This is a genomic window from Micromonospora chalcea (assembly GCF_002926165.1).
GTDB lineage: Bacteria > Actinomycetota > Actinomycetes > Mycobacteriales > Micromonosporaceae > Micromonospora > Micromonospora chalcea.
This window is the reverse complement of the sequence record NZ_MAGP01000112.1, coordinates 14,330-30,235: the sequence shown is the minus strand read 5'-3', so window position 1 is coordinate 30,235 and position 15,906 is coordinate 14,330. Positions and strand designations below refer to the sequence as shown.

Genomic DNA, 15,906 nt, shown 5'->3' with positions numbered 1-15,906 from the left:
GCGGGCGCGAGCCCGGGTGGGGGTGTTCCGGCGCGGGTACGGTGGGTTCATGGCGCAGTTCGTGGACTGGGATCTGGCCGCCGCGACAGCGGGGGCGCTGAGCAAGTCGGGCCCCCGGGTGTCGTACGCCGAGGCCACCGACGTGGTCGGCGACCTGCGCCGGCTGACCGAGGAGGCGGCCGGGCACGTCGCCGACTACACCGGCCTGCGTCCGCAGGTCGCCCACCCGCCGGTACGCGTGGTCGACCGCCGGGACTGGGCCGCGGCGAACATCGCCGGGCTGCGTGAGGTGGTGTCCCCGCTCGTGGAGCGCCTCTCCGGCGACAAGCGGCCGGGCGCGCTCACCGAGGCGATCGGCTCCCGCGTGACGGGCGTGCAGGCCGGCACCGTGCTGGCGTACCTGAGCGGCCGCGTGCTCGGCCAGTACGAGGTGTTCGCCGGTGACCCCGGCCAGCTGCTGCTGGTGGCCCCGAACATCCTCGAGGTGGAGCGGAAGCTCGGCGCGAACTCGCGCGACTTCCGGCTCTGGGTGTGCCTGCACGAGGTCACCCACCGCACCCAGTTCACCGCCGTGCCGTGGATGCGCGCGTACTTCCTCGGCGAGGTGCAGGCGTTCGTGGACGCCTCCCAGGGCGGCGAGCACCTGCTGGAACGGCTCCGCCGCGGCGTGGCCACGCTCTCCGACGCGGTCAAGGACCCGGAGAGCCGGGCCAGCGTGCTGGACATCGTGCAGACCCCGGCCCAGCGCGCCGTGCTGGACCGGCTGACCGCGCTGATGACGCTGCTGGAGGGGCACGCCGAGTTCGTGATGGACGGCGTCGGCCCGCAGGTCATCCCCAGCGTCGAGTCGATCCGGGCGGCGTTCAACCGCCGCCGCGAGTCCGGCAACCCGCTGGAGAAGGCGATCCGGCGGCTGCTCGGCATCGAGGTCAAGATGCGCCAGTACGCCGAGGGCCGCAAGTTCGTGCACGGCGTGGTCGACCGGGTGGGGATGCCGGGCTTCAACAAGATCTTCTCGTCGCCGCTGACGCTGCCGCGCCTGGACGAGCTGGGCGACCCGGACGCCTGGGTGAACCGCGTACACGGGCCCGCCGGTGCCACCCCGCCCCTCGGCTGACCCGCCCGGCCCGGGTGGTTCGCCCAGTTCGGTCGGTGCGCTGAGTTCGGCTGGCTCGGTCGTGCCGGGCGGTCCCGCCGGCTCGGCGGATCCGGCTGGCTCGGTGGATCGCCCCGGCCGGGCTGATTCCGGCGCGCGATCGCGCCGCTCTCCGTCGCCCGCTCCCGCCGTCGCCGCCGTGCGGCTCGCCGTACGCCGGACGCTGACCGGCCTGCCCGGCGCCGGACCGGTGCTGGTGGCCTGCTCCGGCGGCGCCGACTCGCTCGCGCTCGCCGCCGCCACCGCGTTCGTGGCTCCCCGCCTCGGCCGCCCGGCGGGCCTGGTGACAGTCGACCACGGCCTGCAGCCCGGCTCCGCCGAGCGGGCCGAGGCGGTCGCCGCCTGGGCCCGCTCGGCCGGGCTCGACCCGGTCGAGGTGCTTCCGGTACGGGTGGACGGCCGGCCCGGCGGCCCCGAGGCGGCCGCCCGCGAGGCCCGGTACGAGGCGTTGGTCGCGGCGGCCCACCGGCACCACGCGGCCGGGGTGCTGCTCGGGCACACCCGGGACGACCAGGCCGAGACCGTCCTGCTCGCGCTGGCCCGGGGCGCCGGGCCACGAGGGCTGTCCGGGATGCCGGAAAGTCGTGATCTCGACGGGGTAACCCTGCTGCGCCCACTGCTCGACATCCCACGTGCCGACACCCGGGACGCCTGCGCCGCGCTCGGGCTCGACCCGTGGGCGGACCCGCACAACGCCGACCCCGCGTACGCCCGGGCCCGGGTCCGGTCCGACGCGCTGCCGGCACTCGTCGACGCGCTCGGGCCGGGGGTGGTGGCGAACCTGGCCCGTACCGCCCGCCTGCTCGCCGCGGACAACGCCGCGCTCGCCGCGCTCGCGGACGCCGCGCTGGCCGACGTCCGGGCCGACGGCCGTGCGCTCGCCGTCGACGGGCTGGCCGGGTTGCCGGCCCTCGTCCGTACCCGGGTGCTGCACACCTGGGCCCGCGAGCTGGGCGCCGCGCCGGCCGCGCTGTCCCACAGTCACGTGGCAGCACTGGACGCCCTGGTCACTGATTGGCGCGGCCAGGGCCCGGTGCACCTGCCCGGCGGCCACCAGGTACGCCGCCAGGCCGGTCACCTCCTGCCCTGACCGGTGATCCAGCCGGGTTCGCGCCGCCACTCCGGCGGCCTGGCGCCCCGCGGCGTCTCGCCCCTCCCGCCTCGCCTCGCCTGGCGGTGATCAAGGACTTTGTGTCCACTTCACGCCTCCGGCAGCCCGCAAACTCCTTGATCACGGGTGCGGCGCGGGAAGCGGGCCCACCCGGGGGCGGTGATCATGAGGTTGACGGGGAGGGAACGGACGAAATCCACGGTCAACTTCATGATCGCCGGGGTGGGCCGGGCCGGGGTGGGCCGGGCCGGGCCCGGGTGGAGCGGGGAGCGTCAGGCGGTGGTGCGTTCGCGGAAGGTGGTGCGGTAGGCGAGCGGGGTGGTGCCGACGCGGCGGGTGAAGTGGTGCCGTAGCGCCGCCGCGTCGCCGAAGCCGGCCTGCTCGGCGACGCCTTCCACGCTCAGCGTGGTGTCCTCCAGCAGGTGCCGGGCCAGCAGCACCCGCTGGTTGGTCAGCCAGTCGTGCGGGGTGGTGCCGGTCTCGGCGCGGAACCGGCGGGCGAACGTGCGCGGGGCCATGCCGGCGCGCGCGGCCAGCTCGTCCACTGTCACCGGGTGGCGGAGGTGCCCCATCAGCCACTCCAGCACCGGTTCCAGGGTGGGCGCCTCGGGGGCCTTCGGGATGGGCGCCTCGACGTACTGGGACTGGCCGCCGTCGCGGTGCGGTGGGACGACCATCCGGCGGGCCAGCCGGGTCGCCACGGCGGAGCCGTGCTCCTGGCGTACCAGGTGCAGGCAGGCGTCGATGCCGGCGGCGGTGCCGGCGCTGGTGAGCAGCCGGCCGTCCTGCACGTAGAGCGAGTCGCACTGCACCTGGGCGGCCGGGAAGCGTCGCTGGAGCTCGTCGGTGTAGCGCCAGTGGGTGGTGCAGGCGCGCTCGTCGAGCACGCCGGCTTCGCCGAGGACGAACGCGCCGGCGCAGACGCTGAGCAGCCAGGCTCCGCGGTCGGCGGCGCGGCGCAGCGCGGCGAGCACCGGTTCGGGCGCCGGGGCGCCGTCGGCGTGCGCGGGCACCGCCACCAGGTCGGCGTCCTCCACCACTGTGAGGTCGGCGGTGGGGGCGAGCAGGAATCCGGAGCGGCTGCGGACCGGGCCGCCGTCGGCGGTGCAGACATCGAACCGGTAGCTGGGGAAGCCGTCGGCGGTGCGGTCGGTGCCGAAGACCTCGGCGAGCACGCCGAGCTCGAACGCGGCGACCTGGTCCATGACGATGACGGCGACCGAGCGGAGCATGTGACGAGGGTAACCCGACCGGTGGCAGTAAATCGATGCCCAATGACATTCCTGCCACTGTCCGTATCGGTCGGTGGCTCGCAGAATCAATGGTGTCCGGTGCGCACCGGCGGCGAAAACCGTCTCAACCATGCGAAAGCGAGCGCCGCCATGACCGTTCTGTTGTTCCTGCTCTTCCTGCTGCTCCTCGTCGGGGCCAGCGCCTTCGGGCTCACCGCCGACACCCGCGACTCGGCCGACTGGAAGCCGAGCGACGACGGGCAGCGCTGGCGCTCCCGTACCTGCTGAGGTGATTTGTTCAGATCGCGCCGAAAATCCCCGGCGGGACCGCGCCAAAAGGAGCGGCCCCGCCGACGGCCGCCGTGGGGCGTACGGCAGGCTAGGAGCATGGCTGACGGCTCCTGGTACGACGCCGACATCGACCACGTGATCATCTCGGAGGCCCAGATCCGCGACAAGACCGCGGAGCTGGCCAAGCAGGTCTCGGCGGACTACGCGCACGTCGAGGACGGCCTCCTGCTCGTCTGCGTCCTCAAGGGCGCGGTCATGTTCATGGCCGACTTCGCCCGCGCGCTGGGCCGCCAGGGCCCGCCCGCCGAGCTGGAGTTCATGGCCGTCTCCTCCTACGGCCAGGGCACCACCTCGTCCGGCGTGGTCCGCATCCTCAAGGACCTGGACCGGGACATCGCCGGCCGGCACGTGGTGGTGGTCGAGGACATCGTCGACTCCGGGTTGACCCTGTCCTGGCTGCTGCGCTACCTGGAGTCGCGCTCCGCGGCCAGCGTCGAGGTGGTCGCGCTGTTCCGCAAGCCGGACGCGGTCAAGGTGCAGGTTCCGGTCAAGTACGTCGGATTCGACATCCCCACCGAGTTCGTCGTGGGCTACGGCCTCGACTTCGGCGAGCGCTACCGCGAGGTGCCCTACGTCGGGGTGCTCAAGCCCGAGGTGTACGCCCGGGCGTGAGTTCCGCCGAGCCCTTCGTCAGCGGACATTCAGCGGGCTCTCAGCCTTCCGGTCTACGGTAGGGGCCGGTGACGTGGAGGCACCCTCCACGCCCGACCCCTCGAACCGCTGACCGTGCGGTATGGGTGGGCCGGGTGCGGAGCTCCCCGCCACGCCGGCCCAAACCCGGGTTCGCCCTGCGCGTAAGTGACGGGCTCGCAAGCTCGCTCGTCGCGCGTACGGTGTACCGTCGAATGACCGTGGTGCGGCAGTTTGCGTGCCCCGGGGGTCGGGCCGGCCCGCACGGCGGCCCCGGCCGCCGCTCAAGGCGGCGACACCATTCAGACGGTCAGGACGTCGATCAGGAGGATGCGGGCGCCTCGGCACCCGACAACAGCATGGAACGTACGCGTTTCTTCCGCCGACCGGTGGTCTGGATCATCCTGGTCATCCTCGGCGCCGTTGTGCTCAGTCAACTGTTCACCGCTGGTCCCAGCTACCACCGGGTGGACACGTCCGTCGCGCTCGACCAGCTCAACAAGGGCGGCATCGAGAAGGTCGTCTTCCAGGACAAGGAGCAGACGCTCCAGCTCGACCTGAAGGACAAGGCCAAGTTCGGCGACGACACCACCACCGACAAGATCGAGGCGCAGTTCCCGTACGAGGTCGGCGGCCAGGTCTGGAACCAGGTCCGCGAGGCCGAGGCGGCGGACCGGATCACCGGCCCGGTCGACACCAAGGTGTCGTCGGACAGCATCTGGGTCAGCCTGCTGGTCAACCTGCTTCCCATCGCGCTTCTCGTGCTCCTGCTGCTGTTCTTCATGTCGCAGATGCAGGGTGGCGGCTCGCGGGTGCTCAACTTCGGCAAGTCCAAGGCGAAGATGATCACCAAGGACACGCCGAAGACCACCTTCGCGGACGTGGCCGGGGCCGAGGAGGCCGTCGAGGAACTGCACGAGATCAAGGACTTCCTGCAGAACCCGGCGAAGTACCAGGCCCTCGGCGCCAAGATTCCGAAGGGCGTGCTGCTGTTCGGCCCGCCCGGAACCGGCAAGACGCTGCTGGCCCGCGCGGTCGCCGGCGAGGCCGGGGTGCCCTTCTACTCCATCTCCGGCTCCGACTTCGTCGAGATGTTCGTCGGCGTCGGCGCCAGCCGTGTCCGCGACCTGTTCGAGCAGGCCAAGTCGAACGCCCCGGCGATCGTCTTCGTCGACGAGATCGACGCGGTCGGCCGCCACCGTGGCGCCGGCATGGGCGGCGGCCACGACGAGCGGGAGCAGACGCTCAACCAGCTTCTGGTCGAGATGGACGGCTTCGACACCAAGGGCGGCGTGATCCTGATCGCCGCCACCAACCGGCCGGACATCCTCGACCCGGCGCTGCTGCGCCCGGGCCGGTTCGACAGGCAGATCCCGGTCGACGCCCCCGACATGGAGGGCCGCAAGGCCATCCTGCGGGTGCACGCCAAGGGCAAGCCGTTCACGCCCGACGTCGACCTCGACGCGGTCGCCCGGCGTACCCCGGGCTTCAGCGGCGCCGACCTGGCCAACGTGATCAACGAGGCCGCGCTGCTCACCGCCCGTAAGGAGCAGCGGGCGATCACCAACGACTCCCTGGAGGAGTCGATCGACCGGGTGATCGCCGGCCCGCAGCGCCGGACCCGGGTGATGAGCGACCAGGAGAAGAAGATCACCGCGTACCACGAGGGTGGGCACGCGCTGGTCGCCTGGGCGCTGCCGCACGCCGCGCCGGTGCACAAGGTGACCATCCTGTCCCGGGGTCGCTCGCTGGGTCACACGCTCGTGCTCCCGACGGAGGACAAGTACACCCAGACCCGGGCCGAGATGATCGACACCCTGGCGTACGCGCTCGGTGGCCGGGCGGCGGAGGAGCTGGTCTTCCACGAGCCGACCACCGGCGCCGGCAACGACATCGAGAAGGCCACCCAGCTGGCCCGCGCGATGATCACGCAGTACGGCATGAGCTCCAAGCTCGGTGCGATCAAGTACGGCACCAGCGGCGACGAGCCGTTCCTCGGCCGCAACATGGGCCACGAGCGGGACTACTCCGACGCGGTGGCCGCCGAGATCGACGGCGAGATGCGCGCGCTGATCGAGCTGGCGCACGACGAGGCCTGGGAGATCCTGGTGGAATACCGGGACGTCCTGGACAACATGGTCCTGGAGCTGATGGAGAAGGAGACCCTCTCCACCGCCGACATGGCCCGCATCTGCGCCCGGGTGGTCAAGCGCCCGCCGATGGCCCCGTACCACGGCTTCGGCAAGCGTCAGCCCTCCACCGAGCCGCCGGTGCTCACCCCGGCCGAGAAGGAGGCGCTGGCGACGCAGGCCCGCGCCGACGCGGCCGCCTCGATCGGTGGTTCCAGCTCGATCGGTGGTTCCAGCAACAACTCGGACGGTACGCACTGAACAGCGATCCGACGACGGCCGGCTCCCCGCACAGGGAGTCGGCCGTCTCCGCGACCGAGCCCGACGGCGACGACGCGCTCGACTACGTGGCCGCGCGCCTGATCAGCGGCAAGCTGACAGGCGGCCCGGTGGAGGACAGCGTCGACCTCGCCCGGATCGAGAAGGCGGTACGCGAGATCCTCATCGCGGTCGGCGAGGACCCGGACCGCGACGGCCTCCAGCAGACCCCGGCCCGGGTCGCCCGCGCGTACGCCGAGCTCTTCGCCGGCCTGCGGGTCGACCCGGCGCAGGTGCTGCGCACCACGTTCGAGGCCAACCACGAGGAACTGGTGCTCGTCCGGGACATCGACGTGATGAGCCTCTGCGAGCACCACCTGCTGCCGTTCCGGGGCAGCGCGCACATCGGCTACATCCCCGGCCCGGACGGCCGCATCACCGGCCTGTCCAAGCTGGCCCGGCTGGTCGAGGTGTTCGCCCGGCGGCCGCAGGTGCAGGAGCGGCTCACCTCGCAGATCGCCGACCTGCTGATGTCCAGCCTCGCCCCGCGCGGCGTGATCGTGGTGCTGGAGTGCGAGCACATGTGCATGGCGATGCGCGGCATCCAGAAGTCCGGCGCGAAGACGATCACGTCCGCGGTGCGCGGCGGCCTGCAGAACGACGCGAAGTCGCGGGCCGAGGCGATGGCGCTGATCATGGCCCGCTGACCCTCGACCGACACGAACGGCCGCGTACTCCCGCCCGGGAGACGCGGCCGTCGTCAGCTCGGCAGCATGGCCAGCAGCAGGCCGGCGGCGGTGAGCACGGCCGGGATCAGGCAGACCAGGGCCCCGAACCGGGGCGTGCGGTCCACCCGGTCGGTCGGACGCGGACGGAAGAGCCGCCCCACAGCGAGCCAGCCCAGCATGTACGCGACGGCCGGCAGCGGCAGCCCCACCAGCAGCGCCAGCACCGTCACCGCCCCCGGCCCGGCCACCGCGTACAGCACGAGCTGGAGCAGCGGCACCACGAGCGCCAGCGGCCCGTACACCAGCAGGTTGCGCGGCCGGGACGGCCACCGCGCCAGCCGGGGCAGGCCCCGCGCGGCTAGCGTGTCGTCCGCCGCGTCCGCCCAGCCCCCGGCGGCGCGCAACGCCGCCAGCACCGCCGACGGCCCACCCGCCATCGACCGGGCCGCCTCGGTCACCTCCGGCGGCGTCGGTACCAGCGACAACGCCGGTACGCCCAGCTCACGCAGCCGGGACTGCTGCGACGCCAGCCGTTCGCGTACCGCTGTCAGCTCCTCGCGGGCCGCCGCCACCGACCGCGCCTGCTCCCCGGCGGCGGTGGCCGCCGCCCGGCGTACGCCGTCGAGCGCCCGTGCGGCCGCGACGTACTCCGTCCAGGCCGACTCGGCGGGTTCCGCCACTGTTGTCGGTCCGCCGTTGCGGGGCCCGGGCACGGTCGTGCCGGTCTCGCTCATGCCGAACCCTCCCCGGCGCCGAACGGCACGAAAACGGTGCCCTGCTCGTCCGGGCCGTCCCAGAGCATCGCGCGGCCCGGCCGGGGCCGCCACCAGACCGGACGGTCGAAGAGCTGCTCCAGCCGCCCGCCCGGCACGTCGGTGACCGCCACGGCGGTGAGCTTGTCCAACTCACCCTCCGGGCCGAGCAGCCCGGCCAGCGGCGCCGGCGTCCGCCACCAGCCGAGCAGGTGCCGCCCGGCCGGCGGGCCCTCCAGCAGCAGCGACCGCAGCAACTCCGGCGGCAACTCGGTGGCGTCCGGCACGTCCACCCCGAACACCACCAGGTAGCCGGGCTCGTCCGACGCCATCGCGGTCCGCAGCCCGGCCGCGTCGACGGTCTCCACCCGATGCCGCCCGGCCAGTTCGGCGGCCAGCACCCCGGCCGGCTCGGCCGACCCGTTCGCCAGCGGCGCCAGCACGAACCGGGCCGCGCCCGGATGCGCCGCCGCCGCGCTGCGGACCGCCGTCACCAGCAGCCGCTCGGCCTCCTCGTCCCGGCCCAGGACGGCCAGGTTGCGCCCGGCGCCCGGCCCGAGCGGCACCGTCACTGTGGAGCGCCGCACGTCCACCGCCCGGCCCAGCAGGGCGGCGGGAGCGTGGGCCCGGCCCGCCAGCGCGGCCCGGTGCCGCGGGTCGTTGGCGAGCAGCGGGCGGGCGTACCCGGCGAACACCACCGGCGGCGTCGCCGACTCGCCCCGCGCCTCCCAGAGGCGTCGCCGCAGGCCGGCCAGGACCTCCGGATCCTCGTACGGGTCCGGGAAGCGGATCATCCGCTCATGCCCGCGGGTCGCGCCGCGCGGACCGCCCAGACCGCCCGCCGTGTTCACCACCGCGCTGCCCACCGGCAGCCCGGCCGCCGAGTCGTTCGCCGGCTCCAGCACCGCCGAGCCGCCGGGCAGTGCCACCCGCACCGGGAACTGGCCGAGCAGCGGATCCCGCGGGCCGCCGATGCCCAGGTCACCCTCGCCCGCGAGGACCAGGTGGATGCCGTACGACCGGCCGGCGCGGGCCAGCGCGTCCAGCCGGGCCAGCAGGTCGGCGGCGAGCCGGTCCCGCTCGCGCAGCACCAGCGGGAAGTTGTCGATCACGCAGACGATCCGGGGCAACGGCTGGTGCTGCCGCAGCTCGGCGTAGCGCTGCCCGCCGGCCCGCCGGGACGCCTCTTCGCGGCGGCGCAACTCCGCCTCCAGCTCGCCGAACAGGTCGGCCACGTACTCCCGGTCGGCCGCCATCCCGGCGGCGCGCACCTGCGGCACCCAGGAACGGTCCCGCTCGGTCTGCAGGAACTCCACGAAGGACTCGCCGTCGACCAGATCGGCCAGGTAGAGCGCCAGCTCGTCCGGGCCGTACCGGGCGGCGAGCCCGAACAGCGCGTCGGTCAGGAACGCCGACCGGCCGGCCTGGCCCCGGCCACTGACCAGCCAGTGCGGGGTCAGCTCGGTGAAGCCGAGGCTGACCGGGCGCCCGGCGGCGTCACCCACGGTGGTGCTCAACCCGTCCGCCGAGCCGTCGGTCCAGAAACCGTCCGCCGGGAGCAGGTCACCCAGCGAGAGGCGGGAGCCGTCCTCGATCTGCCGGACCAGCCGCGCGCACACAGCGGCGACCAGCTCGGCGGGCGGGTCGTCGTCCAGGAACACCGGCGAGTTCAGCCCGCCCGGCGGCTCCGCGCCGGGACTGCTGAACCCGGCGCCGGGCGGGTCGCCGACGAGCGCGTACGCGGTGCGGACCGTGATCGCCGTGGCGCGCGGCAGCGGACCGCCGTCCGGCCAGCCGGCGACCACCAGATGCAGCCCGGCCCGCGGCCCGCCCTCGGCCAGGCCGGCGAGCCGGTCCAGGTCGGCAGTGGTAGTACCCTCCGGCAGCGCGGCCACCACGAGCAGCAGCGTCCGGTCGTGCGCCCGGTGCCGGGCCGTGCCGGCGGCCACCCACTGCTCCGCCTCGGCCAGCACCGCGCGCATCCCCGCGAGGTCGGTGGCGGGCGGGGGCAGCAGGCCGGCGTCGGCGAGCGGCGCGTACCCGGCGAAGGTCTCACCGGAACCGCCGTCCACCGCGCGAGCCAGCAGCGCTCCCGCCGGCGTCGCCGCGAACACGCGCAGCAGCAGCGCGCGGAGCAGCCCCGCCACCCGAGGGTCCGAGGCGTCGGCGTCGAGGCTCACGTGACCGCTGCCGAACAGGGGCGCGAGCGCGGGGAACCGGGCGTCGTCGAGCGGCGCGGCGGTGCCCATCCGGACCAGTGGCGGCGGGCCGTCACCGGGTGGCGTCGCCGCGGTCAGCGTCTCCAGCGGACCGCCGGCCCAGCCCGGCGCGGCCAGTTCAGCAGCCGCGCGCAGACGCTCGGCCAGCTCGTACTGCCGGTGATGGTCGGCCGGCGCGGGCCGGATCTCGTCGAGGATGCCCGCCGCCGCCGTCGCGGCGGCCTCGGCCCGGCGGTGCAGCGCGGCGGCCCGGCCGGCGCGCGCCTTCGGAGTCGCCACCGCGTCCACCTCTCTTCCCGAGGCCGACATGTCCTCCCCGAGGTGTGACGGTAACCCAGCCGGGGGCCGTCCACCGGGATGTCGGTCGGCGCGGTGAGCTGGTCGGCGGTGAGCAGCCTCACCCCGCCGCCGGGCGGCCTCCGCCCGGCGGTTCGCCACGATCCGCCGGTTCCAGGCATTGGGTACGCGACGCGCAGCCGATAGCCTCAGGAGGTGGAATCAGTGCAGCCCCCCGCCGGTTCCCAGGTGTCCCGAGTACCGGCGCAGCGGACCCCGCCGGAGCAGTTGGCGCCTCCCGCGCCCGCTCCCGCGCCGGTACGCCCCAAGCGGTCGCTGCGGACGGTCGTCGGCGTCGTCGCGGGGGTGCTGGCGCTGCTGTGCACGGGTGGAGCGGTGGCCGGATTCGTGCTGTACGACCGCGCGACAGCGCCGGACCGAAGCGCCCCCGACGTCGTGGTCGACAACTATTTGCGAGCTTTCCTCGTGGACCGCAACGACACGAAGGCCGATGAGTTCGCCTGTAAGTCTGACGGGGACCTTGATGCGGTTCGGGGCCTCCGCGCCGAGGTGGAGCAGCGTGAGGCCAACTTCGACGTGGTAGTGCGCGTCAGTTGGGGACCGTTGACCCGGGTCGAGAACGGCGACGGTGAGTCGGTGACCACGACATTGACCATCTCGAGTTCGGCTGATGGTCAAACACGAAGCAGCCGCCGGGAGGACTGGCAGTTCCAGGTAGTCGAGCGGGACGGCTGGCGCGTCTGCGGGGCAAGTAAGGTCGGCTGACCTACTCCAGCCACAGCAGGTGCACCGGTATCTCCAGCGTGGTCGGTGCCTGACCGCGCCAGGCCCACCGGTACCACTCCAGTTCCGGCGTGACCCGCACGCAGATGTCGCCGTCCGCCCCGGAGTAGGTCTCGGTGACGGCGCGCAGGTCACGCCGTTCCACGCCGTTGTCCACGTGCACCACGCGCCGGCCGGTCACCGCGTCGGCATCGAACACCGGAGTGGGCGGCCGGCGGTTCGGGGCGTCCAGCGAGACCAGCCGGATTCCCGAGGGGGCTGGTGAGGTCGGCGGGGGTCGCTCGCCGATCGTCTCCACCCAGACCCGTTCCACGGGCACCAGCGGGGCGAACACCTCCACCTGCTCGGATTCGGCCCGGTACCACTCGTGCTCGGGGATGACCGGCACGTAGGTGCGGCTGCCCTGCACCACGCGCTCGTCAGCCCGCAGGTCCCCGCGCCAGCCGAGGCCAGGAAGGCCGACGAGTACCCGCCGGCCGCGCAGCTCGGTTCCGCTCGTGGCGGGCACCGTCTCGACCGGCCGGGGCGGCAGCGGTGCCCAGTCCGGCCGGTCGGCGAACGGGTCGGGCAGGGGGTTGCTCATCCGCCCGGCCTCACTCGGTCTCGCCGAGGGGCGCGCCCCGCTTGCGCATGAAGGGCACCGGGTTGTCCGCGCCGTTGCTGGACCGGTCGCCGTTCCTGTGCACCTCGAAGTGCAGGTGCGGGCCGGACGAGTTGCCGCTGCTGCCGGAGAGCCCGATGACCTCGCCCGCCGCGACCGACTGACCCGGCACCACCCGGGGACGCTCGACCATGTGGCAGTAGCGGGTGATGAACCCGCCGGCGTGCAGGATGTCCACGAACCATCCGCATCCGCCCTTGTTCGGCCAGCCGTCCCGGTCGCAGTCCTTCCGCCCGGCGCTGTCGGGATCGCAACGGGCCACCAGCACCCGGCCCGCCGAGGCGGCGTGGATCGGCGTGCCCTTCGAGGCAGCCAGGTCCACGCCGTGGTGGCTGGGACGGGCGGTGGTCCGGAAGCCGGAGACCACGCCGCCGGGCAGCGGCGCGGTCCAGCCGGAGGCGGCGATCCGGTCTCCGGCCGCCGCGTCGCACACGGCCTTGCCGGCGATCTCCACGGTCCGGGCGGCGCCGCCGGCCAGCGCGTCGACGATGCGTCCGGCCAGTTCCTCGTGTTTGGCGTAGGCATCGGGGTAGGCGCTCACCTGGACCCGCTGGGCCACGACGGTCAGCGGGCGCTGCTGCCAGTTCGGCACCTTCACCATCTTCTGGTAGAACTTCCGGGCCGTGTACGAGGGCGTCATCCGCTGCTCGACGCTGCCCCACCCGGGCCGCTGCTGGAACAGGCCGAGCGAGTCGTGGTCGGCGCCGACCCCTTCGTGCGGCAGCGCCAGCGACGCCGGGACCGTGCTGTTCGCTAGGTTGCGCAGCGCTGATTCCTGCATAGCGGTGGCCAGCGCGATCACCCAGCCGCGGGCGGGGACCTTCATGTCCTGGCCGACCTTGATGATGACCGCTGCGTTGCGCAGCTGACGCTCGCCGTACTCGGCGAAGCGCGGCATGTCCCCGGTCAGGTTCACCTGGTAGGCCGGGTCGCAGCTCAGGGCGGCGAGCTTCGGGTCGTCCCCGTCGCCGCCGAGTTCGGTGAGGAAGAAGGCGCCGGCGCCGCCGACGCAGCAGAGCAGGGCGAGTGCCGCCGTGACAGCGGTGGCGAGCACGCCGACCCGCAACTTCCGGCGGACCTGTCCGGCGACGGCCGGGCCGGCGGTCACGACCGCTCCCAGTCGACGGCGTCCACCAGCCAGGGGCCGTCCGGTGCGACGAGTTCGAGCCGGAGCGTGCCGTTGTCCAGCGGAACGAGCGCCTCCACGAACGACTCGGTGCGGGGCCGGAGGGAAGGTGCGCCTGTCGTCTTCCGCGCCGGCACGGTCTCCGGGTCGGCGTCTGTCATCTTCTCCGCCAGCGCGGGGGTGGAGAGCGGCCGGAGCCGGGCCTGCCAGGCGTCGCCGGTGCTGCCCGGGCCGCTCAGCCACGCGTTGGTGAACCGCCCGGCGACCTGCTCCGGCGTGTCCTCGCCCGGCCGGGTCTTCGGGGCGACAGCGGTCGGCGGGCTGGCCAGCACGCCGTCGTCACCGGCCTCCGGGTCCGCGGTGCTGATCGGCTGGCTGGGCCGGCTGGTCAGGCCGAGCCCCGAATCGCCGGGCCCGCCGACCAGGCGGGCCGCGCCGATCACACCGAAGACCAGCACGGCGATCACCAGGGCGACGCCGAGCCTCGACCGGAGGACCCGGGTGAAGAGGAACTCCAGCGCGCGCCGCACCGGACTCACCGGGCCTCGGAGCGGATGCGCGGCGCCGGCCGGGCCGGGGATGTGCCGCGGCCCGCGGAGTCCGGCCGGTAGACGGCGTAGGAGGGCGCCTCCTCCGGCACGTCCGGCTCGGTCCAGGTCGACGGCGCGCGCCGGGGGCGGGGCGTGCTACCGGGACTCTCGCCCGGCCGCCCGCTCGCGGGCGCCCCCTCCGTCCGTTCCCGTCCGTCCGGCCGCTCCCGTTCGGCCGGTGTGGCGCTGTGCGCCGGATCCTCGTGGCGGGCCTCCGGCCGGAGGCTGCGCTGATCGGCGGTGACGGTACGGCGTCTGCCGATGGTCGGCTCGTTGGTGCCGCCGGGCTCGGCCACGTCCAGCCGGGCGGCGATCCGCATGTCCCGGAAGAACCGGCGGTGCCAGGAGCCGGCCGAGCTGACCGCCTCGCTGCTGTCCTTGCCGCCGAGCTGGGTGATGCGGCGGTACGGCCGCAGGAGCAGCCAGCCGACCACGCCACAGAGCCAGACCAGCACCACCTGGAGCCAGCCGGGCAGCGTGGCGGTGTTCATGATCAGGTCGACGGCGAAGAGGTAGATGGCCGCGCCGGTGCCGAAGATGGCGATGTTGAAGACGGCGGCGACCACCGCGTTCGCCAGCCGCCGGAGGCCGGCGCTGGCCGGGCGCATCAGGCCGACCGTGCCGAGGATCGGCGCGGCGATCACCGCCCAGCGGAAGATCAGGAAGCCGAGCAGCACCAGCAGCGACGCGGTGAGGTCGAACATGGCGAACAGCACCGAGGCCAGCACCGCGATGAACCCGGCGCCGATCCGGTCCATGTCCTTGGTGCCCTTGAGGTACTCGTACGCCTCCGGGTCCTCGGTCTTGATCTGCTCGGCGACACGGGCCCACTGCTGCTGCTTGGCCTTGATCGTGCCCTCACGGGTTGCCGGATTCTGGCGGAGCTTTTCCGACTCCTCCCAGGTCAGGGACTTCGCGTCGTACAGAGCAGGACCGTATTTCTTCGCGGTTTCGCTGTCTGCCGAGCCGAGCACACCGCGCAGCCAGTTCCGGTAGAGCATCGTCTCGGTCGCCGTGTCGCTGGCGCGTACCGCGGGCGGGCGGTGATCCTTGCACGCTTGCGGGTTCGGGTCGTCGCACTGGCCCGGCGGAGTGTCCTTGGCGGACGGGCCGACCGCGTCGTGCACCACGCCCAGTGTGGTGATCAGCGTGCTGTCGGCGATGTTCGCGGACTTGACCGGCCAGGCGGCCAGCGCGGTCACCGCCACCATCACCAGCAGCGCCCAGCCCGCAGTGGTCATCGCGTTGCTCATGTCCGACTGGCGGGACCGCCAGAGCAGGTAGAGGCCGACCACGCAGACCGTGATGATGCCGAAGACGCTGAACACCTTCTGGTAGACGGCCTTCGTGGCCTGCTCCACCAGCGGGTCGGCCCAGCTCCACATGGTGCGCGGATCCCAGGCGCGCTCCCGCAGCGCGTTGGACGCGCCGATCACCGCGTTGGCGAACATGAACTCGCCGTTGGCGACCATCGTGGTGAAGCGGTAGTCCGGATGCAGCACCGAGGAGGCGCAGCCCCCGTCGACGTCGTACGTGTTGTAGCTGTAGCCGGCGTACCCGTAGTCGCTGTAGAGGCCCTTCGGGCCGGGCTCCTTCGCCGAGTCGGGCCGGGACGCGAACCAGCCGGCCAGGCCCGAGTCCGGCGCGGCGGGCACCGGCGCGTTGCGGCACTCGACCTGGTCCTCGCTGACCGCCTTGAGGCGGCCGACGCAGGCGCGGAAGTCGGCCTGCCACTCCTTGGTGCTGCACAACTCGGCCCGCGCCTGGGTGACCGGCGCGGCGGCGTACGCGGGTGTGGCCGCACCGATCACCGGCCAGGAGATCGTGGCCCCGGCGAGTACGCCGAGCGCGAGGAGGAGCGCCGCGATCCGTGCCCTCGCCAT

At 73.6% G+C, this 15,906-nt stretch carries 14 protein-coding genes; 7 read left to right on the top strand and 7 right to left on the bottom strand.

The window, feature by feature from the left end:
• Positions 1-49 precede the first annotated feature (49 nt).
• Positions 50-1,117: a zinc-dependent metalloprotease gene (locus BAW75_RS15515; RefSeq protein ID WP_043330860.1), complete on the top strand. Its 1,068-nt coding sequence runs from the start codon at positions 50-52 to the stop codon at positions 1,115-1,117.
• Between the two features lie 178 nt (positions 1,118-1,295).
• The gene (gene tilS, locus BAW75_RS15510) at positions 1,296-2,246 is read left to right on the top strand and encodes a tRNA lysidine(34) synthetase TilS (protein ID WP_104114007.1); all 951 of its coding nucleotides are present in this window, start codon (positions 1,296-1,298) and stop codon (positions 2,244-2,246) included.
• 293 nt (positions 2,247-2,539) lie between these two features.
• Here the strand turns inward: tilS and BAW75_RS15505 are convergent, their stop codons facing one another.
• Positions 2,540-3,499: a GlxA family transcriptional regulator gene (locus BAW75_RS15505; RefSeq protein ID WP_104114006.1), complete on the bottom strand. Its 960-nt coding sequence runs from the start codon at positions 3,497-3,499 to the stop codon at positions 2,540-2,542.
• 150 nt (positions 3,500-3,649) lie between these two features.
• Between BAW75_RS15505 and BAW75_RS32340 the strand changes: the two genes are divergently transcribed.
• The 4 genes from BAW75_RS32340 (at position 3,650) to folE (ending at position 7,574) form a co-directional block, all read left to right on the top strand.
• A complete protein-coding gene (locus tag BAW75_RS32340) occupies positions 3,650-3,787 on the top strand; it encodes a hypothetical protein (RefSeq protein WP_167435576.1) in 138 nt (45 codons plus the stop codon).
• Between the two features lie 99 nt (positions 3,788-3,886).
• A complete protein-coding gene (hpt, locus tag BAW75_RS15500; RefSeq protein ID WP_013288988.1) occupies positions 3,887-4,462 on the top strand; it encodes a hypoxanthine phosphoribosyltransferase in 576 nt (191 codons plus the stop codon).
• 377 nt (positions 4,463-4,839) lie between these two features.
• A complete protein-coding gene (gene ftsH, locus BAW75_RS15495; RefSeq protein WP_043327886.1) occupies positions 4,840-6,870 on the top strand; it encodes an ATP-dependent zinc metalloprotease FtsH in 2,031 nt (676 codons plus the stop codon).
• A gap of 86 nt (positions 6,871-6,956) precedes the next feature.
• Positions 6,957-7,574, top strand: a complete 618-nt coding sequence (folE, locus tag BAW75_RS15490) for a GTP cyclohydrolase I FolE (RefSeq protein ID WP_013288986.1) — start codon at positions 6,957-6,959, stop codon at positions 7,572-7,574.
• A gap of 53 nt (positions 7,575-7,627) precedes the next feature.
• On the opposite strand, the gene BAW75_RS15485 is transcribed toward folE, so the two are convergent.
• The gene (locus tag BAW75_RS15485; protein WP_104114005.1) at positions 7,628-8,329 is read right to left on the bottom strand and encodes a hypothetical protein; all 702 of its coding nucleotides are present in this window, start codon (positions 8,327-8,329) and stop codon (positions 7,628-7,630) included.
• On the bottom strand, positions 8,326-10,854 hold the full coding sequence (locus BAW75_RS15480) for an FtsK/SpoIIIE domain-containing protein (RefSeq protein WP_208635256.1): 2,529 nt from the start codon (positions 10,852-10,854) through the stop codon (positions 8,326-8,328). The genes BAW75_RS15485 and BAW75_RS15480 overlap by 4 nt, the downstream gene beginning before the upstream one ends.
• Before the next feature lie 213 nt (positions 10,855-11,067).
• Here BAW75_RS15480 and BAW75_RS15475 point away from each other — a divergent pair, with 213 nt between their 5' ends.
• Entirely contained in the window at positions 11,068-11,628 is a 561-nt protein-coding gene (locus BAW75_RS15475; protein WP_104114003.1) for an Rv0361 family membrane protein, read from the top strand.
• 1 nt (position 11,629) lies between these two features.
• Here the strand turns inward: BAW75_RS15475 and BAW75_RS15470 are convergent, their stop codons facing one another.
• From BAW75_RS15470 to BAW75_RS15455, 4 genes are read right to left on the bottom strand one after another with little or no spacing between them, the layout of a single operon-like run.
• Positions 11,630-12,229 (bottom strand): hypothetical protein, encoded by a 600-nt coding sequence (locus BAW75_RS15470; RefSeq protein ID WP_104114002.1) that lies wholly within the window; start codon positions 12,227-12,229, stop codon positions 11,630-11,632.
• A gap of 10 nt (positions 12,230-12,239) precedes the next feature.
• Positions 12,240-13,415 carry a M23 family metallopeptidase gene (locus BAW75_RS15465; RefSeq protein WP_043327891.1) on the bottom strand — a complete coding sequence of 392 codons (1,176 nt, stop codon included), beginning with the start codon at positions 13,413-13,415 and terminating at the stop codon, positions 12,240-12,242.
• Entirely contained in the window at positions 13,412-13,972 is a 561-nt protein-coding gene (locus BAW75_RS15460) for a hypothetical protein (protein WP_043327892.1), read from the bottom strand. The genes BAW75_RS15465 and BAW75_RS15460 overlap by 4 nt, the downstream gene beginning before the upstream one ends.
• Complete coding sequence (locus BAW75_RS15455) at positions 13,969-15,906, bottom strand: hypothetical protein (protein ID WP_104114001.1); 1,938 nt, start codon at positions 15,904-15,906, stop codon at positions 13,969-13,971. Before BAW75_RS15455 ends, BAW75_RS15460 begins: the two co-directional genes overlap by 4 nt.